The sequence below is a fragment of the Kribbella koreensis genome, from assembly GCF_039525325.1.
Taxonomy (GTDB): Bacteria; Actinomycetota; Actinomycetes; order Propionibacteriales; family Kribbellaceae; genus Kribbella; species Kribbella koreensis.
This window is the reverse complement of record NZ_BAAAHK010000005.1, coordinates 35,248-54,728: the sequence shown is the minus strand read 5'-3', so window position 1 is coordinate 54,728 and position 19,481 is coordinate 35,248. Positions and strand designations below refer to the sequence as shown.

Genomic DNA, 19,481 nt, shown 5'->3' with positions numbered 1-19,481 from the left:
GCCGTTGTTCTGCTGTTACGGGTCAGCCGTTGCCCTGGCCGCCGCCACCGCCACCGCCGGGGATGATCGGCGTTTCGGTGTTGCCCGGGTCGGTCGGGTCGGTGCTCGGCGGGGTGGGCGGGGCCTTCACGGCGATCGACAGGGTCACCTTGGTGCCCTCCTTGACCTTCGAGTTCGCGGCCACGCTTTGCTTGGTGACCGTGCCCTCGGGCGCGGTCGGGTTGGTGTCGTCGTTGACGTACCCGACGGTCAGACCCAGCGCCTTGAGCTGCGCGGTGGCGTCGTCCTTGCTCAGCGTGGTGACGTCAGGCACGGTGACCTCGACCTGGCCGGACGAGACGGTCAGGGTGAACTTGGTGCCCTTGGCGTACTGGCCGTCCTGGCCCGGGTCGATCGAGAGCACGGTGCCCTTGGGGGCCTCGTTGTCGACCTCCTTGGACTTCGACGCGACCTTGAACTGGCCGGCCGCGTTCTCCAGCGCCTTGCGCGCGTCGTCCTCCAACTTGCCGACCACGTCCGGTACGGCGAAGGTGTCGCGTCCGGCCGACACCACCAGCGCCACCGACGCGCCCTTTTCCAGCTTGGTGCCCGCCGGCGGGTCCTGGCTGATGACCGTGCTCTTGCCGACCGTGTTGCTGGCCTGAGAGGTCTGGGTGTACTTCAGCCCCTGGTCGGTCAGCGTCTGGATGGCCTCGGTGACCGAGAGACCCTCGACCTTCGGTACCTCGACCTGCTCCACGGGCTGACTGGAGTTGGTGGTCGGGCCGGCGCCACCGGTGTTGTTCTTGTCGCCCATGTTGGTGATGATCGCGTAGGCGCCGACGGCGATCGCCACGATCGCCAGGCCCAGCAGGAAGTACGCGAGCCCCCGGTTGCGACGGGCACGCGCGGTCTCCGCCTCGTCGTCCCCGTTGTCGGGCGGGAGCAGGTCGTGCGTCTGCGGCTGGTAGGCCTGGGTGGCGGCAGCCGGCGCGACCTGGGTCGGCGCCATCGCACGCGTCTCGGCGACGGCCGCCATCGGCGCGGTCACCTGCTGGCCGGCTAGTACCCGGTGGATGTCCTGGCGCATCTCGTTGGCGCTCTGGTACCGGTGCTCGCGGTTCTTCGTCAGCGCCTTCAGGACGACGGCGTCGACCTCCGGCGGGATGTCCGGGTCGAAGGACGACGGTGGCAGCGGCTCTTCCCGGACGTGCTGGTAGGCCACCGACACCGGCGACTCGCCGACGAAGGGCGGCCGGCCGACGAGCAGTTCGTACAACAGGCAGCCGGTCGAGTACAGGTCGGAGCGGGCGTCCACGGTCTCGCCGCGGGCCTGCTCGGGCGACAGGTACTGCGCGGTGCCGATCACGGCCGCCGTCTGGGTCATCGTGGACGAGGTGTCCGCGACGGCCCGGGCGATGCCGAAGTCCATCACCTTGACCTGGCCCTGCGGGGTCAGCATCACGTTGCCGGGCTTGATGTCGCGGTGCACGATGCCGGCCCGGTGGCTGTAGTCGAGCGCCTCGAGTACACCGGAGGTGATCTCCAGAGCGCGCTCGGGCATGATCTTGCGGCCCTCGCGGATCAGGTCGCGCAGCGTCTTCCCGGTCACCAGCTCCATCACGATGTACGGAATGGTGATGCCGGAGCCGTTCGGGTCCGGCTCCTCGCCGGTGTCGTAAACCGACACGATGGTGGGGTGGTTCAGCGAGGCGGCCGACTGGGCCTCCCGCCGGAACCGCGCCTGGAAGGTGGCGTCGCTGGCCAGGTCGACCCGCAGCCGCTTGATCGCGACGGCGCGGCCCAGACGGTTGTCGATGCCCCTTCGGACGTCTGCCATCCCCCCTCGACCGAGCGGTTCGCCTTCTTCGTAGCGCCCGCCGACGAGACGTGCCTGCGATGTCATTACTCTGCCTTCCAACCTGCGCGGATCGAACTCGGCCAAATCTTCAAAGTGCCCACGGTAGCCCGGACCATCCACCGGCTGTCGTCGGCCGGACGCTCTGTCACCGGGTTATATCGCATCGTCGTCACCGGCCGAGCACCGCTTCCATCATCTTCTTGGCGACCGGCGCGGCCAGCTTGCCGCCGGCGATGTCGTCGCGGCCGACGCCGACCGCGTCCTCGATGATCACCGCGACCGCGATCTGCGGGTCGTTGGCCGGCGCGAAGGCGGTGAACCAGGCGTACGGCGGCCGGTCCTTCGCGCTCTGCGCCGTACCGGTCTTGCCGGCCACGTCGATGCCGCTGATCTGGCCGGGCTTGCCGGTGCCGTTCTTGACGACGTTCACCATCATCGCGGTCAGCTCGCCGGCGACCTCCGGGGTGACCGCCTGGTGCAGCTCCTCGGGCTTGGTCTCCTCGACCGTCTTCAGGTCCGGGGTCCGGACGTTCTGGACCAGGTAGGGCTTCATCACGGTGCCCTTGTTGGCGATCCCGGCCGCCACCATCGCCATCTGCAGCGGGGTGGCCCGGACGTCGAACTGGCCGATCGCGGACTGCGCGACCTGCGGCGCGTTCGGGTCGCCGGGGAACTGGCTGGCGGCCGCGCCCAGCTCGGGCAGCTGCCGCTCGCCGAAGCCGAACTTCTCGGCCTGCTCGCGCAGCGCGTCCGCGCCGAGGTCGAGACCGACCGAGGCGAAGGCGGTGTTGCAGGACAGCGCCAGCGCGACCGTCAGGGTGGCGTTGTCGCTGCCGCCGCAGTTGCGGCCGTTCTCGTTCGGCAGCGGGGTGGTGGTCTGCGGCAGCGGCAGGCTGGCCGGCGAGTTCACCTTGGTGTCCGCCTTGTACCGGCCAGTCGACAGCGCGGCCGCCAGGGTGACCAGCTTGAAGGTCGACCCCGGCGGGTAGACCTCCTTGATCGCCCGGTTCGACATCGGCTTGTTGGCGCTCGCGTTCAGCGCCTTCCAGGCGTCGCTGGCCTTGTTCAGATCGTGCGAGGCGAGCAGGTTCGGGTCGTACGACGGCTTGCTGACCAGGGCGAGGATCTTGCCGGTCTTCGGCTCGATCGCGACCGCCGCGCCCTTGTTGTTGCCGAGTGCCGTGTACGCCGCCTGCTGGGCGGCCGCGTTCAGGGTCAGGCTGACGCTCGCGCCCTGCTGTCCCTTGTCGGTCAGCACGTCGACGAACCGGCGGAAGGCCAGCGACGGGTCGGACCCGTTCAGCTCACTGTTCTGGTTGAGCTCGATCCCGCCCCGGCCGAACTGGAAGGAGTAGTACCCGGTGACCGGCGCGTAGAGCGGGCCGTTGGAGTAGGTGCGCTGGTACTTGTACTGGTCGTTGCTCTCCACGCTGCGCGCGATCAGCGTGTTGCCGATCAGGATCGGGCCGCGGTTGACCGAGAACTGCTCGTTGCGGACCCGGCGGTTGTCGTTGCGGCCGTTCAGCTCGCCTGCGCGGAAGGCCTGCAGATAGGTCGAGTTGGCGATGAGGGCGAGCATCAGGATGATCGCCGCAACGGCCAGTCGTCGGATCGCTGAGTTCACTGCTTCTGCACCGCCATGGCGATCGTTTCGTCGGAGACCGGCGCCGCAGGGGTCTGCGGCCGCCGGGCCTGGTCACTGATCCGCAGCAGCAGCGCCACGATCGCCCAGTTGGCGACCAGCGACGTACCACCCAGGGCCATGAACGGCGTGGCCAGACCAGTCAGCGGGATCAGCCCGGTGACACCGCCGACGATCACGAACACCTGCAGCGCGAACGACATCGCCAGACCGGTCGCGATCAGCTTGCCGAAGATGTCCCGGCAGCCGAGCGCGGTGCGCAGGCCGCGCTCGATGATGAGGGTGTAGATCAGCAGGATCGCGATCAGGCCGGTCAGGCCCAGCTCCTCGGCGAACGAGGAGATGATCATGTCGCTGTTGCCGTAGAGGGTCCACTCCGGATGGCCCTGGCCGAGCCCGCGGCCGAGGATGCCGCCCCAGGCCTGGCCGAGCAGGCCGCCGGCGATCTGCCCGCCGTCGATCGAGAACGGGTCCAGCCAGTCGGTGATCCGTTCGTGCACGTGCCCGAAGGCCGTGTACGCGAAGAAGGCGCCGCCGGCGAACAGCAGGCCGCCGATGATCAGCCAGCCGGCCCGCTCGGTGGCGACGTACAGCAGGAACAGGAACAGGCCGAAGAACAGCAGCGACGAGCCGAGGTCGTTCTCGAAGACCAGAACGCCCAGGCTGACCACCCAGGCGATGCCGATCGGCCCGAGGTCACGGGCGCGCGGCAGGTCGAGGCCCAGGAACCTGTGCCCGGCCAGCGTCAGGACGTCGCGCTTCACCACCAGGTAGCCGGCGAAGAAGACGACCAGGCACAGCTTGGCGAACTCACCGGGCTGGAAGGACATCCCGGCCAGGTGGATCCAGATCCGGGCGCCGTTCAGGTTGACGCCGAGACCGGGGATCAGCGGCAGGACCAGCAACACCAGACCGGCCAGGCCGGCCGTGTAGGTGAGGGCCTGCAGCCGCCGGTGGTCGCGGATCACCAGGACGACGACGAGGAAGAGGACCACCCCGACAGCGGTCCAGGTGATCTGCTGCGGGGCCGCGGCCGCCTTGGGGTCCAGGCCCCGGGCCAGCCGGTCCGCGGCGATACCGAGGTCGATGCGGTGGATCATTGCGACGCCGAGGCCGTTCAGCAGCACTGCGCAGGGCAGCAGCACCGGGTCGGCGTACGGAGCGCGGTAGCGCAGGGCCAAGTGGGCGATAAGGGCGAGCAGGCCGATGCCGGCCGCGTAGTACCCGGTGCTGGCCGGGACTGCGTCCTGCACGGTGAGGCCGATGTTGACGTAGGCGGCCACCGAGACGCCGACCGCCAGGATGAGCAGCATCAGCTCCACCCCGCGCCGGGTCCGCGGGATGATCTGGATGACGGAAGTCGAAGCGATACTCATCTGACGCCGTCACAGTCGTCGGGGTTGACCGTGCCGTTGCTCGGGGTGGAGACCGGCGTGGAGGCCGGAGTCGAGACAGGCGTGGTCGCCGGCGGCTTGGGCGGCGTAGAGACCGGCGTACTGGGCTTCACGGTGGGCTTCACGGTGGGCTTCGGGGTGGTGGTCGGCTTGGGCTTGGCCGCGCACTCGTCGGCCGCATGCTGCAGCTCGGTGACGATCTGCCGGGCCGCGGCCAGGTTGTCGGCCTGGATCGTGCCCTCGACCTGCTCCCGGCTGTACGTCGGGAGCTTGTCGACCAGCAGCGTCTGCTTCTCGAAGACGGATGACAGGTCGAGTCCGGGGACGACCTCGTCGACTCCCTTGAAGATCGCCACGTAGTCGCCGTCGGTACCGACGTAGTACTGCTTCTGGGTCCAGTTGTAGGCGAACCATCCGCCACCACCGATCAACCCGAGGATGACGACCACCACTGCGAGCCGCCGCAGCCAGAGGAACCGCTTGGGCGCCTGCGGTGCGTACCGGAGCTCCTCCGGGTCGAGGCCACGACCGCCGCCGCCTGCTCCGCCGTCACCGTCGCCCTGGGCGCGCATGGTCGCGGTGGCCGGACCGGTCCCGCCCTGGGCGAGCTCGGCCGCGGCACCGACCAGTTGGGGCTGGGTGCCGCTCGCGGGCTCCGTCTCGACCACATCGGCTACGACACAGGTGATGTTGTCGTTGGATCCCGCCTCGAGCGCGTGGGTGATCAGCTCGACCACCACGGAGTCCGGCGTACCTTCGGCCATCGACGTGGCGATGACCTGCTCGCTCACATAGTCGGGCAGGCCGTCGCTGCACAGCATCAGCCGGTCGCCGGCCTGGACGTCGAGGATCTCCAGGTCCGGATCCGAGTCGGGGCGGCCGTCGAGCACACGGAGGATCAGGTTGCGGTGCGGGTGGGTGAAGGCCTCTTCCTTGGAGATCCGGCCCTCGTCCACCAGCGACTGGACGAACGTGTGGTCGTGGCTGAGCTGGTAGAGCAGCCCGTCGCGCATCCGGTAGGCGCGCGAGTCGCCGAGATGGGCGAGCCCGAGCTGCTGGCCGTCGAAGAGCAGTGCGGTGACGGTCGAGCCCATGCCCTCGCGCTCGGGGTCCTCCTCGACCAGCTCGGACAGCCGCTCGTTGGCCCGGTGGACGGCGCCCGCGAGCGCCTCCATCATGTCGGGGCCGGTGATCCCGGGCTTGTCCAGCCGGCGGATCACCTGGACGGCGGCCGAGCTCGCGACCTCGCCGGCCGCGGCGCCGCCCATCCCGTCGGCGAGCAGCAGCAGGTGCGGACCGGCGTACGCCGAGTCCTCGTTGTTGCGGCGGACCCGGCCGACATCGGACAGTGCGGCGTAGTCGAGCGATAGCGTCATGACCGGCGACCTACTTCGCGATGTTCAGCGTCGTGCGACCGATCCGGATGGAACCGCCGATCTCAGCCGGAACCGGACGGGTCACCCGCTGGCCGTCCAGGTACGTGCCGTTGGTGGAGCCGAGATCCTCCACCCACCATTCGCCCTCGGACAGGAACAACCGGGAGTGCCGGGTGGACGAGTAGTCGTCGTCGAGCCGGATCTGGCAGTCCGAGCCGCGGCCGATCACGACCGGGTCCTCGACCAGGGTCGCGCCGACCCCGGCCTGCGGGCCGTCGGCGATGGTGACCGAACCGGGCAGGCCCTTGCGCTTCTTCACCGGCTTGGCCGGCTTCGGGGTCCGGCCGTTCGGCTGCGGCGACGACGCGGGCGCGATCGCCCGGGCGTCGACCTTGGCGCCGAACAGGTCGGAGCGGATCACGGACAGCACCGCGAGGACGAACATCCACAACAGGGCCAGGAACCCCAGTTTGATCAGGGTCAGCGTCAGTTCCGACATGGAAGTTCCGTCACCACCCGCTGCTAGGCGGCTGGGCGATCGGCTCGTCCGCTAGGCGCAGCGTCATGGTGGTGTTCCCGATCCTCACGGTCGATCCGTCGGTCAGTTCGGCCTCGGCGGCCCGGCGTCCGTTGACCAGGGTGCCGTTGGTCGACCCGAGGTCGACCAGGACCACCCTGACACCTCCGGGGCCTTCCGGCATAAGCCGGATCTCCGCATGCCGCCGGGAGACGCCCGGATCGTTGATCTGGATGTCCGCGTCGGTCCCCCGGCCGAGCACGACGCCCGGCGGGTTGATCGGCCGGCGACGGCCGTTCACCTCGAGCATCACCTGCGGGTGGCCGCGGCGCACCGGCGGCGGGCCGGGCGGCGGCTGCACGGGCGCGCTCTGCAGCACGGTCGCGTTCGGATCCGGGGCCGGCTGGTACGACGGCTGCGGCGGGGGCTGCGGCGACCGTTGCTGGTTGCCGTGGGTGGCGCTGACGACGCGGAACTTCCCGGTCGGCAGGTCGTCTTCCTGGGTCAACTCGATCTCGATCGGTCCGGAGAAGGTGTAGCGCTGGATGTCCGCGTGATCGCGGAGTTCGTTGGCGAGCTCGTGGTTGAGCGTGCGGCCGTAGGCGTTCAGCCGCTCGAAGTCGCCCGGGCCGAGCTCGATGGTGAAGTGGTTCGGCACCAGCCGGCGGTCCCTGGACAGGATCCGCGCGGTGTTGTCGATCTCACGCTTGAGGGCCGCGGCCAGCTCGATCGGCTCCACGTCTCCCTTGAACGCGCGCGCGAAGACACCACTCACGATGCCCTCGAGGCGTCGCTCGAAGCGCTGCAGCGGTCGCACGCGTCCTCCTCCACGGTCGGTCGTCGGGTGGACCCAACGATCGTGCTTGCCGTACGGCACCTTCAAGAGGCTCGCCGTACCCCGTGCCCACCGGTGCGTGGGTGGACACACTGGTACGACGATCGATCGTATCGGCAGGTTCGACCGAACCCGCAATGTCAGAGTCTGCCTGAGGCCGTGCTAGTGTTTTCTCTCGGTCGCAGATGGCAGTTTTATCAGCCCGAAGTGACCAGCGCGCGAGTGGCGGAATAGGCAGACGCGCACGGTTCAGGTCCGTGTGCCCGAAAGGGTGTGGGGGTTCAACTCCCCCCTCGCGCACAGCAACTCCCGGTCAGATCACTGATCGGGAGTTTTTGTTTCCCCAGGACGTTCCGGCCGTTGCTTTCCTGCGGCATGCATCACACTCGGCGTTCGGTCAGCGGTTCCACAGGCCGTGCGTTCTCAGCACGGTGAGGACCTGGGTTTCGAGGTAGCGGGCGTCAGGGGTGTCGGGGGTGACCGACCAGGCGACCTCGAGGTCGAGGCGGAGGACGGCTTCGCGGGCCCAGTCCTGGGCGGTCTTCGGGCCGTGCCGGCGGAGGTCGTCGAGTTGCTGCTCCAGCCAGGCGGGGTCGGCCAGGGCGCGGTCGAGGGCTTCCTCGCCGAAGCCGCTGATCGCTCCGCGGCCGTTGCGATAGACGGTGAGGCGGCCGTAGAGGCCTTGGGGGCGGCCACTCGCTGCTCTTTCGCCGGCCATTCCGACGTACCGGATGATCGCGGTCAGTGGTTCGCGGAGGAGGTAGACGCCGGGCTCGCGGGGTGCGGAGGGGATCGCCTGCTCGAAGGGCATCCAGTCGGACCATTCGGCCAGGTCGCGGACTTCGGCGTACCGGTCTCTCAGTACGTGGTCGTGGACGGCGGACCAGTTCATGGCCCGAGCATGCCTGCCGCCGCCGACATTCCGGACAGCTTCGTGACGGTCGCCGCGTCCGGGCGGGATTGTCGGTCCGGGATGGGACCGTGGGGCGATGACGGGGATTCGTATTGCTGTTGCCGAGCCGATGATCACCAAGGATCCAGCGGAGAACGGCGCCAAGGTCCGGGAGCTCATGAAGGTCGCCGCCGGGCACAAGGCGCGGCTGATCCAGTTTCCGGAAGGTCAGTTGTCGGGGTTTCCGAACGAGCAGTTCCAGGACTGGTCCGAGGTCGACTGGCCGCTGGTCCGCGACGAGCTGGACAAGATCCAGAAGCTCGCCGCCCGGCTGAAGCTCTGGGTCGTGCTCGGTTCCGCCCATCCGCTGACCCCGCCGAACCGGCCGCACAACAGCCTGTACGTGATCTCCGACCAGGGCCGGATCGTGGACCGCTACGACAAGCGCTACTGCTCGAACACCGAACTGACCCGCTACTTCAGCCCCGGCTTCGAGCCGATCGTCTTCGACGTCGACGGCTACCGGTTCGGCTGCGCGCTCTGCGTCGAGGTCAACTTCCCCGCCCTCTTCAGCCACTACGAACGCCTCGGCGTGGAGTGCCTGCTCCTCTCGGCGTACCCAGCCGACGCGATCTTCGAGGTCAAAGCCCGCGCCCACGCCGCGATCAACAACTACTGGATCGCGATGTCCCTCCCCGCCCAGACCGCCGACCTGATGCCGTCGGGCCTGATCGCCCCCGACGGCACCTACGTAGCCACCGTCACCCCACCCGCCGAACTCACCATCGCCACCATCGACCGCGACGACCCCACCTACGAGATCCCCTTGACCAAACTCCGCCCCTGGCGAGCCCTGGCCCGCAAGGGCGACATCTACTCAGCCCGCCGGGTAGTCGGAGACCCCCGCTCCACCAACCACACCATCAGCTAGCTCGTACTACGGCCCAGGTACGTGACCACGTCGACGTCGGGGACGGGGATGTGGTGGAAGCCGAGGCGGTCGTAGAAGGCTCGCGCTGGGGTGTTGGTGGTGAGCATCGTCAAGTGGACGGCTGGGATGTTTGCGGCGGCCAGGGCTTTGAGGAGGGTGGCCATCAGAGCTCGGCCGTGGCCGGCGCCTTGGTAGGCGGGGAGTAGGTCGATGTGGAGATGGGCGGGGTAGGCGGCTACCTCGGGGATGACCAGGCGTTCGGGGTTGTGGAGCAGGCTGATCATTTGCTCGGTGGGGGTGGTGGGCGGCTCGGTGAGGGGTGGGTAGCGGTCGGCTACTCGGGGGAGCCATTCGGTGCGGAGGCGGCTGGCGAAGGTGGGGGTGTCGGGGGCGGCCAGGATGTAGCCGACGGGGTGGTCGGCGTCGGTGAGGACGAAGGCGTAGTCCGGTTCCAGGTCGGCGTACGGGAAGGCGAAGAGGGTCGGCATCAGGTCGAGGTCCGGGTAGAGGGATCGGGAGTCGCCGCCGTTGTCGGCGGTGCGGACGCAGATGTCGGCGACGGCGTCCCGATCGCTCGGGCGGTACGGCCGGATCTCAGGCATGGACCCCTCCAACAGGCTTGAGAGCGCACTTGAGAGCGCTCCCATACGGTAGTCGACCGGGGCCTGGGGGCCTAGAGGGCGGCCGTCAGCGGAGCTTCAGGCGGGCGAGTAGACGGTGTGCCGGGGCGCGGTGGCGGCCTGCGAGCGGCCGGGCGGGGGCCGGGTTTCCGGAATGTCGTGGCGCGCCGCGGTGAGGCGTGGTGGTGTTGGTGCCCAGGAATGTGCCGAGCAGGGTCCAGCCGGCGAGTACCGCGGCAGCAACCAGGCCGGCGAGGCCGGCGTAGTCCGTCCAGTTCATGGTGATCTCTCTCGATGGCGGCTCGGGCGGGAGGTCCGCGATTGCGTCTTTCACCGGTAGTGACGCCATGACCTGGATTTCGTGACGGCAGTTCGGTGCCACGATTAGGTGGAGTTTCGAGGAGGTGGGCACGATGCACGACGGATCGTTGCTGGACGCCGAGGAGGAGCAGGCGTACCGGCTGCTGGTCGGCCTGTCCGTGGCGCGGTCGGCGGAGCTCGCCGAGGTGGCCAAGCTGCCGCAGCACGAGGCGGCCGAGGTGCTGCAGCGACTGCAGGCGAAGGGTCTGGTCGCGGCCCAGCCGGGTGAGGATCCCGTCTTCCGGCCGCTGGCTCCCGACGTGGCGCTCGGTACAACGTTGTTACGGCGGCAGGAGTCACTGGAGTCGGCCCGGAAGACGGTGGCGTCGCTGAGTGAGGAGTTCCGCGCCAGCGCCAGCCGCCGGGACGCGCACCATCTGGTCGAGGTGATCGTTGGCGCGAACGTACTACGGGACCGCCTCCGCGATCTGCAGCAGTCTGCCCGCACGGAGATCCTCTGGTTCTGCCGTGCCAACCCACTGGCGATGCAGGGCGCGGAGAACACGGAAGAGTACGGCGCGCTCAGCCGGGGCGTCCGCTACCGGGCGATCTACGAGCGAGCGCTGCTGGAGACGCCGGGAGAGCTGGACAGCATCGCCGAGGGCGTGAGCTGGGGTGAGGAGGCCCGGGCGCTGCCGACACTCCCTGTGCGGCTGGCGATCGTGGACCGCGCTACTGCGGTCTGCCCGCTGGTGCGGGACGAGGAGGCGGGGATTGGCGAGCCCACGGCCGCAGTGATCGGCAGGGGTCAGCTACTGGATGCTCTGCTCGCTCTGTTCGAGAGCCACTGGGAGGCGGCGACTCCGGTGCGGCTGCAGTCCGGCGAGGCGCAGGATCCGGAGGGCCTGGACGACAACGAGCGGTTCCTGCTGTCGCTGCTCGTCGCGGGAGTACCGGACAAGTCCATCGCGTCCCAGCTCGGCATCAGCCGCCGGACAGTGCAGCGCCGCCTCGACCGTCTGATGTCTCTGGCCGGCGTAGATACCCGCACTGGCCTTGCCTTCCAGGCAGCCCGCCGCAACTGGCTTTAGGACTGTAGCCGGGGCCCCGCCCTGAGACCCCGGCTACAGCGATCTACTTGAGCCCGTAGGCCCTGATGACGGTCTGGGTCACCTTGTTGCCGGCGCTGTCACCAGCAACGACCTTCAGCGACACAGTCCCCTTGCCTGCCGGTACTACGGCCACGTAGTGACCCAGTGCTCCGACAGTGACGACCCGTCGCCACGTCTTGCCCTCATCGAAGGACACCGACGCCTGCAGCGATGTCGACCGCGCCGCAGCCGCACCCGCCTGCTGCTTGACGCTGAACCCGATCACGTGCGGCCGACCGGCCACCCGTCCAGTCAGATCGACCGGTACGTCGTACCCGACCTGCAGCAACGACAGCGGCACAGCCTTGTCCGCAGGAGCCTGCTTGGACCGGAAGTCCCAGACGGTGTTGGTGCTGGTTCCCCAGTTCCACTCCCCCTCCGTGTCCTTCCGCTCAGTCGACAGCTCCAGCTTGTACGCCGCGTCGCCGCCGCTCGTGATCACGTCCTCCCACGCATCCGGCAGCTCAGCCACCACAGCACCGTCACGGGTCAGTACCGCCGAAGCAGAGGTGGTCTCCCCGACGGTGTAGTGCCCGTCGGCGTCCACGAAGGACGGCACCCGCAGCGACAACCGGTCACCCGTCCGGGTGGAGACGACGCCAGGAGCAGCCGCCGGCCGTACCACCGGGCCGAACCAGGTCTCGCTGGACGTACCCGGCTTGTAGCTACGCGGCAGCGACGCCATCCCGCCCTGCAGCGGGTTCATGTCGTCCCAGGTGAAGAGGTGGTGCACCCGGTGTTGCCAGAGCGAGTCACCGGTGGTCACCCACTCCTCCCGGACCTTCGGCGTCTCGACGAAGCGCTGGGAGTCGTTCCAGGAGTACTCCTGCCACGGGCGCCAGCCGAACCGCTGCTCCTTGGCCCAGTTGAAGCCACCGTTGTCGGCGTACGAGGTGGTCACCCGGGCGCTGTTCGCCGAGGTCACCTTGTAGTCGATCTTGGCGGGGATCGAGCCGTTCGACACCTGCTGCACGTCGTACAGGTAAGGGCTCGAGGTGGTCAGCGTCAGGTCGACCGTCGCGTGGCCCTTGCGGATCCGGTCGAACAGCTTCTGGCCGTCGTTGCTACCGGTCACGAGCGCCACGATCGGCTCCCGGTCGCCGGTCGGCTTCCAGACCGTCCACGCCGACCAATCCGCAGGCCGGACCAGGATGATGCCCGCGGCACCTGCCTTGGCGGCCGCCTCGATCTGGGCCTTCTCGTCACCGTCTTCGGCCGTCTTGATCACGGCGATCGCGCCCTTGACGCCGCGCAGATCAGCGCCCGGCGCGACCAGCGCGAACTTCTTCTTGCCCTCGAACGACGGCGACTGGTGCAACAGGTTGATGTCCAGCGGTCCGCTGATGCCCGGGATCGACGTCTGCACCAGCGGCGCGACCAGCTGCCAGCGCGACGAGAACTCGAAGCTGCCACCGGCGACCGGCTTGGTCGGCGTCACCAGCACCTGCTTGACCGTGCTGAAGTGCATCACGCCATGGCTGATGCTGCGGCCGTTCGGGTAGACGCGGTGCACGTAGTAGCTGAGGATCGCCTGCTGCTCGGACGGCTTGGGCGTCGAGATCGTGATCGGCACCGCCTTGCGGGCGTCGATGACGATCTCGGTGTCCTTGGTGATCGAGATGTTCGGGTCGGTGAAGAGGCTGACCTTCTCGTCCTGCACGCTGTAGTCCTCGACCAGCGAGTGCAGCAGGTAGGTGCCCTCCTCGACCTCGGCCGTGTACTCCTCGCCGTCGCCGATCCACGCGAGCACGTCGGACCGCGAGTTGTCCCCGAACAGGCTGATCACCGGTACGCCGGTGGGCTTGCCGTCGAGTCCAACGGCGCGCAGCTTCACCTTGTGCTGCGGCCCGGCCTTGAGCGTGCCGACCGCCGTGTGGGTGACGACGCCGTTCGGGCCGGTGGCAACGACCCAGCCGCTGTAGAGGCCGCGACCGAGCTTCGCCGAATCGAGAGCCAGCGGTACGTCGACGCTGCCGCCGGCCGGCACGGTGACGGTGCTCGGTACCGAGAACGCCTGGGTCTCAGGCGTCTTCGAGTCGAGGTTGTCCACATCCACCGCCAGCGACAAGGTCACCGGAGCGGCCGTGTCGTTGCGGTAGGTGATCGTCTTGCTCGACCCCGCGCTGACCAGCCCGAAGTCGGCCGTCGCGGTCGCGTAGACCTTCTGCGCGACGGCGCGGGCTACGTCCACCCGGCCGGAGCCCTGGGCGTAGACGCTCAGGTCCTGGTTCGTCTTGGCCGTGCTGACCAGCGCGTTCTTGAGCTGGTCCGCCTTCCAGTCCGGGTGCGCCTGGGCGAGCAGCGCGGCCGAGCCGGCGACGTGCGGGGTCGCCATCGACGTACCGGAGGCTGCTGTGTAGAGGTCGTCGATCGGCTGGCCCATGATCGTTCCGGCCGCGCGGGCGGCGACGATGTCGACGCCGGGGGCGGTGATCTCGGGCTTCAGGCCGTTGTCGCCGAGTCGCGGTCCGCGGCTGGAGAAGTCGGCCAGCTGGTCGTTGCGGTCGACGGCGCCGACGGTGAGCGCGGACTGCGCAGTACCGGGGGTGCCGATGGACTGGTCGGCGCCGTCGTTGCCGGCGGCCACCACGAACAGGGTCCCGCTCGAGGCGGTAATCCGGTCGACTGCCTGGCTGAGCGGGTCGGTGCCGTCGGTGGGGCCGCCACCGAGGCTCATGTTGACGACCTTGGCGCCGGACGCCGCGGCCCACTCCATGCCGGCGATGATCGACGAGTCGTAGCCGTAGCCGTCGTCGCCGAGCACCTTGCCGATCAGCAGGTCGGCCTTCGGCGCTACGCCCTTGCGAGTGCCGCCTGCGCCCATGCCGGTACCGGCGATCGTCGCGGCGACGTGGGTGCCGTGGCCGAAGTGGTCCGCCGGGCCGGTGGGGCTGCCGGAGAAGTCCTCGGCCTCCTTGACCTTGCCCTGCAGGTCTGGGTGGTTCGCGTCGACACCGGTGTCCAGTACGGCGACCTTGACGCCGCTGCCCTCGAAGCCGGCTTGCCACGCGGCGGGTGCGCCGATCTGCGGCACGCTCTTGTCGAGGCTCGCGCGCACCCTGCCGTCGAGCCAGATCTTCGAGATGCCGCGGCTGAGCGCGCGGGCGTTCCCGGTCGGGTCGAGCGACTTCCAGAGCGCGGGCAGCTCGTCCTTGTCGGCGCGGACGGCTGCGGCGCCGATCGAGTCGAGGGTGCGGGTGGTCGTCGTACCGGTGAGCGACTGGGCACGGGCGGCGGACGGGTCGGCGTACCGGACGATCAGCGGCAGTGTGGTCGCTGCGGAGTCACCGAAGCCGTCGGCGACCAGCTCGTCGACGTCGAACAGGTTGGCGTCGAGCACACCGGTCGAGATGTAGGGGACGGCGTCGCTCGGTAGTACTCGCAGGCCGCCGTCGACCTCGATGGTGTGGAAGGCGATCCGCTCGCGTCCCGGTGCGGGGCGAACGGTGGCGGCCTTCTTGCCGCCGCCTGCGTCGGTGAGCTCGACGACGTCACCGGTGATCAGGGTGATGACCTTCGCACCCGGTACGCCGGTGGCGCGCGGCGTACTCGGAGTAGTTGGAGGCGGCGCGGCACCGGCGGGGATGACCGCGGCGACGCTGAGCGCCAGGACTGCCGCCAGGGTGACGGCGGGCTTGCGTGGGGAGGACATGGGCAGATCTCCTCTTCGAGAGGCGTAGGGGGCAGGGCACCTCTTTCGAGCGAGTCTGCAACGGGAACCCGGGCCTGCGCCCTGTCCATGGCTGCCGTAGCTGCGACATGGCGCAACCGCGCCACCTCGGCGAATTCCAGGCGAACGGCGGGCTACTCGCCGATCTTCTTCGACCGGAGCACGATCTTGCTGTCGACCGAGGCGGTCGTGCCGCCCTCCGGCGACTGGCTGACGACGACCCAGTTGCGGTCGTTGATCAGCAGCCGTCCCTTGCCGCTGGCGTCCTCTTCGGTCAGGTAGTAGAAGCCCGCCGCCTGCATCGTGTCCTGGGCCAGCTGATGGTTGAGCCCGACCACAGCCGGTACCACCGCAGCGCGCGCCGTCTGCGGCGGAGTCGGCGGCCGCGTGGGCGTCCGGGATGCCGTCGGCTGCGCTGGTTGACTGGCGGTGACCGTGACGGTCGCCGCCGGGCGAGGCTCTTGGGAGACACCACAGGCCGCGGTCAGCAACAGCAGCGGTGCGCACCAGGCGAATCTCATCGGCGTCCCCTCTCAGTTCGAGGTTACTGCCCGCAACGGACAGTTAACGGGACACGCGTCGCGACAAGGTGCAGCCGTCGCCCGACGGGTGCAGGATCTGGCTATGACGGCACAGCAGCTGGTGCGCAGGTGGGCCTGGGTTGGCACGTTCGTGATCGGCAGCGGGCTCTACCTGCTCGTCCTCGCGGTGCTGACGGACACCGGCAACCCGAACCTCTTTCCCACGATGATCCTGCTCGGGGCGCTCGTCGTACCGCTCACGTTCGTCATGTTCGCAGCCGGCCGCTCCGGTCGCTGGCTGATCGACGGGCCGACCCTGGGCGGCTCGCTGCTCTTCGGTGGTGTCGTCGGCGTGGTGGTCGCGGGTCTGCTCGAGTACGACGCGATGCGCAAGCTCGGCGCGCTCCCGATGCTGGGCGTCGGCCTGATCGAGGAGGCGGCCAAGCTGGTCGTGCCGGCCATCCTGGTGCTGTTCTTCGGGCATCGGTATCGCCACTCGATCGGTGGCGGCATCGTGATCGGGGTCGCGGTCGGTACCGGGTTCGCCGTGCTGGAGACGATGGGCTACGCCTTCGTCGCGCTGCTCCAGTCGGGCGGCAATGTGGGTGCTGCCGAGCAGTCCCTCTTCATCCGCGGTCTGCTGTCGCCCGCCGGTCACGCCTCCTGGACCGGGATCACCTGCTGGGGTCTGTGGCGCTTCGCCGTCGCGCCGAGCGGCAAGCGATTCCTCGGCTTCCTCGGCATGTACGCCGTGGCCGTCGCGCTGCACACCACCTGGGACGGCATCGGCGGCCGGGTCACCTACGCGATCGTCGGCGTGATCAGCATCGGCCTCCTGCTCATCGGCCTCCGCCGGGCCCAGCGCGACGACTCTCGCGTTCCCGCGCTGACCTGATTGGACAGTTTGTCCATGCTGGACGTACTGTCCAGGCATGGCTCATCACCTCGCCCCGATCTGCGACGCGATCACGCGTCTGCTGTCGCCGCATGCCGAGGTCGTGCTGCACGACCCGGTGACGGACGAGGTGATCGGGATCTGGAACTCGTTCTCCGAGCGCTCGGTCGGCGATCCGTCGCTGCTCGGTGAGCTGGACGAGCAGACCACCACCGGCCCGGACGTCTACGGGCCGTATCCGAAGTCGCTGGCCGATGGGCGGCGGCTGTCCAGCGTCAGCGCCGTACTACGGGACGCCGCCGGCGACCCCGAGGTCGTGCTGTGCATCAACGTCGACCGGACCGCCTTCGAGGAAGCAAGCAGGATGCTGGCCGCCTTCGCGTCGCCGGTCGTCGGGCAGCCGCGGGCGCTGTTCGAGCACGACTGGTCCGAGGCGCTGAACGAGATCATCGCCGACCACCTCCGGCGTCGCGGCACCACCGTCGACCGGCTGACCCGGGACGACCGGCTGGAGTTGCTCGCGAAGCTCGACAAGACGGGCGTGCTCAGCCAGCGCCGCGGCGTACCGGCCGTTGCCCGTGCGTTGCGGATCTCGCGGTCCGCCCTCTATCAGCTGCTCGGTCAAGTGCGTAAGGAGCCGATCGATGCCGACCCTTCCTGACTTCAAGCTGGAGACGTACTTCTCGCGGTGGGAGTTCAGCGCTCGCTATCACCTGACTGCGTCGGACGCGCAGACGATGGCGGTGTCTTCGTTGCTCGAGCTTGCTGACGATGACGGCCGGCGGCGGTGGGAGACGTTGGCGCTGGGGTATACCGAGACGCGCGGGTTGCCGGCCTTGCGGGAGGAGATCGCGGGGACGTACGACGTCGTCGTACCGGAGGATGTGCTGTGTTTCGCCGGGGCTGAGGAAGCCATCTATCTGGCGATGCATGCGTTGCTGGAGCCTGGTGACCACGCGGTGGTGCTGACGCCGAACTACCAAGCTGCCGAGACGATCCCGCTGTCCTTGGGTGAGGTCACCGGGGTCGCATTGGTTGCTGAGAGCAACTGGTCGCTCGATGTCGACGCGATCGAGGCTGCGCTCCGGCCGAACACCAAGCTGGTGTCGGTGAACTTCCCGAACAACCCGACCGGCGCGGTGCCGGAGCTCGATGCCTGGCTGCGGTTGGTGCGGTTGTGTGACGAGCGCGGGATCACGCTGTTCAGCGACGAGGTGTATCGCGGTCTCGAGCTCGACCGGCCGTCGTTGCCGCAGGCCGCGGACCTGTCGGGGACCGCGCTGTCGTTGAACGTGATGTCGAAGGCGTACGGCCTGCCCGGCCTGCGGATCGGCTGGATCGCCTGCCGGGATCGCGCTCTGCTGGACAAGCTCGAGCGGGCCAAGCACTACACCTCGATCTGCAACTCCGCGCCGAGTGAGATCCTCGCGCTGATCGGGCTCCGCGCCCGCAACCGATTGCTCGAACGCAACCGCGGCATCGTCGCGGCCAACCTTCCTTTGTTCGAGGAGTTCTTCAGCAACTACCCCGACCTCTTCGAGTTCGCCCGGCCGCAAGGCGGCTGCGTCTGCTACCCGCGCTACCTCGGGGCGGACGGCGTCGAGGCGATGTGCACCGACCTGGTCGAGCAAGCCGGCGTCCTGCTCCTGCCGTCGAGCATCTACCGCTCAGAGCTGACCGAGACGCCGACCGACCGCTTCCGGATCGGCGTCGGCCGACTCGCCCCCGAAGAAGCCCTCGCCGAATGGTCAACCTGGCTGGACAAACGCCGATGAACGCTCTGCCCGTTCTCGGACTGGCTGAGATCAGTGCGATCGCGACACCCGAGGTGATCTTCGGTGCTGTCAAGGAAGCATTGATCGCCCATGCCGAAGGTCGGACGCAAGTGCCTCCACCGATGGTGCTGGAGTTCCCGGACCACGCCGGCGACTGCCACGTGAAGGCAGGTCACGTCGCCGGATCACCGCACTTCGCGGTGAAGATCGCCAACACCTTCGCCTCGGTCAACAACGGTCTGATCCTCGCCATCGACGCGACCACCGGCGCACCAGCCGCGGTGCTCGCCGACGAAGGCAAGCTCACCGCCTGGCGCACAGCCGCCGCCGGCGCCCTGATCACCCATGCCCTCACTCCACCCCACATCGACGAGGTCGCCGTCCTGGGCACCGGCGAACAGGCCTTCCTCCAGGTCACCTGGCTCCGCAAACTCCGCCCGATCAACCGCGTTCACGTCTGGGGCCGCCGCCCCGAGGCGGCCGACTGCCTCTGCCAAGCCTTCGAAGACGAAGGCCTCACCGCCCACCCCGACGCGCTGGAAGCCGGCGCCCCCTGCGTCATCACCACCACAGCCGCCAGATCCCCGCTACCTCTAGAGGCCTTCCGCAACGCCGTCCACGTCACCGGCATGGGCACCGACATGCCCGGCAAACACGAACTCCCCACCGAGCTCTTCGCAGACGCCCTGATAGCCACCGACGACCACGCCCAATGCCTCCACCACGGCGACTTCGGCAACGCCGTCCGAGCCGGCGTGATCGCCTCCGACGCGGACCTCCCGGTGGGCGCGTTCCTCGACACCGCCGCCGGCGTGCTCCCCGGCCCGGTCCAGAGCGACGGACCTCGCCCCGGCCAGAGCGACGGCCCCCGCCCCGGCCAGAGCGACGGCCGCCGCGCCGGTTTCAGAGGCGACACGCCCAACCCCCACCCCCGCTCGATTGCCGACCTCACCGGCGTCGGCGCGACCGACGCGGCGGTGGCTTCCGCGGTGGTTTCGAGCGGGCTGGGAAATCGATTTCGACCGTAGTCGAATAGGTCTGGCCGGGAGGCCGAAGGTCTGCGAGGTTCGTAGGCGACCAGTGACACGTCGTCACCGCCCCTCACGACCGCTGGAAGGCCAG

Annotated in this window: 17 protein-coding genes and 1 tRNA gene; 7 read left to right on the top strand and 11 right to left on the bottom strand. The window is 68.9% G+C overall.

Features of this window, described 5'->3' with window-relative positions:
* Positions 1 to 22 precede the first annotated feature (22 nt).
* The 6 genes from pknB to ABD116_RS11270 all read right to left on the bottom strand — a co-directional run bounded on the left by pknB (position 23) and on the right by ABD116_RS11270 (position 7,586).
* Entirely contained in the window at positions 23 to 1,885 is a 1,863-nt protein-coding gene (gene pknB / locus ABD116_RS11295; protein WP_343967800.1) for a Stk1 family PASTA domain-containing Ser/Thr kinase, read from the bottom strand.
* Between the two features lie 124 nt (positions 1,886 to 2,009).
* On the bottom strand, positions 2,010 to 3,464 hold the full coding sequence (locus ABD116_RS11290; RefSeq protein WP_343967798.1) for a peptidoglycan D,D-transpeptidase FtsI family protein: 1,455 nt from the start codon (positions 3,462 to 3,464) through the stop codon (positions 2,010 to 2,012).
* The gene (locus ABD116_RS11285) at positions 3,461 to 4,858 is read right to left on the bottom strand and encodes an FtsW/RodA/SpoVE family cell cycle protein (protein ID WP_343967796.1); all 1,398 of its coding nucleotides are present in this window, start codon (positions 4,856 to 4,858) and stop codon (positions 3,461 to 3,463) included. Before ABD116_RS11285 ends, ABD116_RS11290 begins: the two co-directional genes overlap by 4 nt.
* Positions 4,855 to 6,252, bottom strand: coding sequence for a PP2C family protein-serine/threonine phosphatase (locus ABD116_RS11280; protein WP_343967794.1), 1,398 nt, complete (start codon positions 6,250 to 6,252; stop codon positions 4,855 to 4,857). Before ABD116_RS11280 ends, ABD116_RS11285 begins: the two co-directional genes overlap by 4 nt.
* A gap of 10 nt (positions 6,253 to 6,262) precedes the next feature.
* On the bottom strand, positions 6,263 to 6,751 hold the full coding sequence (locus tag ABD116_RS11275; RefSeq protein ID WP_343967792.1) for an FHA domain-containing protein FhaB/FipA: 489 nt from the start codon (positions 6,749 to 6,751) through the stop codon (positions 6,263 to 6,265).
* 10 nt (positions 6,752 to 6,761) lie between these two features.
* The gene (locus ABD116_RS11270) at positions 6,762 to 7,586 is read right to left on the bottom strand and encodes an FHA domain-containing protein (protein WP_343967790.1); all 825 of its coding nucleotides are present in this window, start codon (positions 7,584 to 7,586) and stop codon (positions 6,762 to 6,764) included.
* A 234-nt stretch (positions 7,587 to 7,820) separates the two neighbouring features.
* On the opposite strand from ABD116_RS11270, the gene ABD116_RS11265 reads away from it, so the two are divergent.
* Positions 7,821 to 7,904 (top strand) — tRNA-Leu (locus ABD116_RS11265).
* Positions 7,905 to 8,001: 97 nt separating this feature from the next.
* Here the strand turns inward: ABD116_RS11265 and ABD116_RS11260 are convergent.
* On the bottom strand, positions 8,002 to 8,496 hold the full coding sequence (locus tag ABD116_RS11260) for a hypothetical protein (RefSeq protein ID WP_343967787.1): 495 nt from the start codon (positions 8,494 to 8,496) through the stop codon (positions 8,002 to 8,004).
* A 97-nt stretch (positions 8,497 to 8,593) separates the two neighbouring features.
* Between ABD116_RS11260 and ABD116_RS11255 the strand changes: the two genes are divergently transcribed.
* Complete coding sequence (locus tag ABD116_RS11255; RefSeq protein ID WP_343967784.1) at positions 8,594 to 9,427, top strand: carbon-nitrogen hydrolase family protein; 834 nt, start codon at positions 8,594 to 8,596, stop codon at positions 9,425 to 9,427.
* Here ABD116_RS11255 and ABD116_RS11250 read toward each other — a convergent pair.
* Both ABD116_RS11250 and ABD116_RS11245 read right to left on the bottom strand, forming a co-directional pair.
* Positions 9,424 to 10,029 (bottom strand): GNAT family N-acetyltransferase, encoded by a 606-nt coding sequence (locus ABD116_RS11250; protein ID WP_343967782.1) that lies wholly within the window; start codon positions 10,027 to 10,029, stop codon positions 9,424 to 9,426. The two genes, ABD116_RS11255 and ABD116_RS11250, sit on opposite strands and share 4 nt — an antisense overlap.
* Positions 10,030 to 10,114: 85 nt before the next feature.
* A complete protein-coding gene (locus tag ABD116_RS11245) occupies positions 10,115 to 10,327 on the bottom strand; it encodes a hypothetical protein (protein WP_343967781.1) in 213 nt (70 codons plus the stop codon).
* 133 nt (positions 10,328 to 10,460) lie between these two features.
* Here ABD116_RS11245 and ABD116_RS11240 point away from each other — a divergent pair, with 133 nt between their 5' ends.
* Positions 10,461 to 11,438 carry a helix-turn-helix domain-containing protein gene (locus tag ABD116_RS11240; RefSeq protein WP_343967779.1) on the top strand — a complete coding sequence of 326 codons (978 nt, stop codon included), beginning with the start codon at positions 10,461 to 10,463 and terminating at the stop codon, positions 11,436 to 11,438.
* 43 nt (positions 11,439 to 11,481) lie between these two features.
* Here ABD116_RS11240 and ABD116_RS11235 read toward each other — a convergent pair whose 3' ends face one another.
* Together ABD116_RS11235 and ABD116_RS11230 are read right to left on the bottom strand one after the other, a co-directional pair.
* Entirely contained in the window at positions 11,482 to 15,150 is a 3,669-nt protein-coding gene (locus ABD116_RS11235) for a S8 family peptidase (protein WP_343967777.1), read from the bottom strand.
* A gap of 152 nt (positions 15,151 to 15,302) precedes the next feature.
* Positions 15,303 to 15,689 carry a PASTA domain-containing protein gene (locus ABD116_RS11230; RefSeq protein ID WP_343967775.1) on the bottom strand — a complete coding sequence of 129 codons (387 nt, stop codon included), beginning with the start codon at positions 15,687 to 15,689 and terminating at the stop codon, positions 15,303 to 15,305.
* A gap of 103 nt (positions 15,690 to 15,792) precedes the next feature.
* Between ABD116_RS11230 and ABD116_RS11225 the strand changes: the two genes are divergently transcribed.
* The 4 genes from ABD116_RS11225 to ABD116_RS11210 are packed head-to-tail and all read left to right on the top strand — an operon-like array spanning position 15,793 to position 19,387.
* Entirely contained in the window at positions 15,793 to 16,584 is a 792-nt protein-coding gene (locus tag ABD116_RS11225; RefSeq protein WP_343967773.1) for a PrsW family intramembrane metalloprotease, read from the top strand.
* Positions 16,585 to 16,621: 37 nt separating this feature from the next.
* Entirely contained in the window at positions 16,622 to 17,245 is a 624-nt protein-coding gene (locus tag ABD116_RS11220) for a helix-turn-helix transcriptional regulator (RefSeq protein ID WP_343967771.1), read from the top strand.
* Complete coding sequence (locus ABD116_RS11215) at positions 17,229 to 18,359, top strand: aminotransferase class I/II-fold pyridoxal phosphate-dependent enzyme (protein WP_343967769.1); 1,131 nt, start codon at positions 17,229 to 17,231, stop codon at positions 18,357 to 18,359. The genes ABD116_RS11220 and ABD116_RS11215 overlap by 17 nt, the downstream gene beginning before the upstream one ends.
* The gene (locus tag ABD116_RS11210; protein ID WP_343967767.1) at positions 18,356 to 19,387 is read left to right on the top strand and encodes an ornithine cyclodeaminase family protein; all 1,032 of its coding nucleotides are present in this window, start codon (positions 18,356 to 18,358) and stop codon (positions 19,385 to 19,387) included. The genes ABD116_RS11215 and ABD116_RS11210 overlap by 4 nt, the downstream gene beginning before the upstream one ends.
* Positions 19,388 to 19,481: the final 94 nt, after the last annotated feature.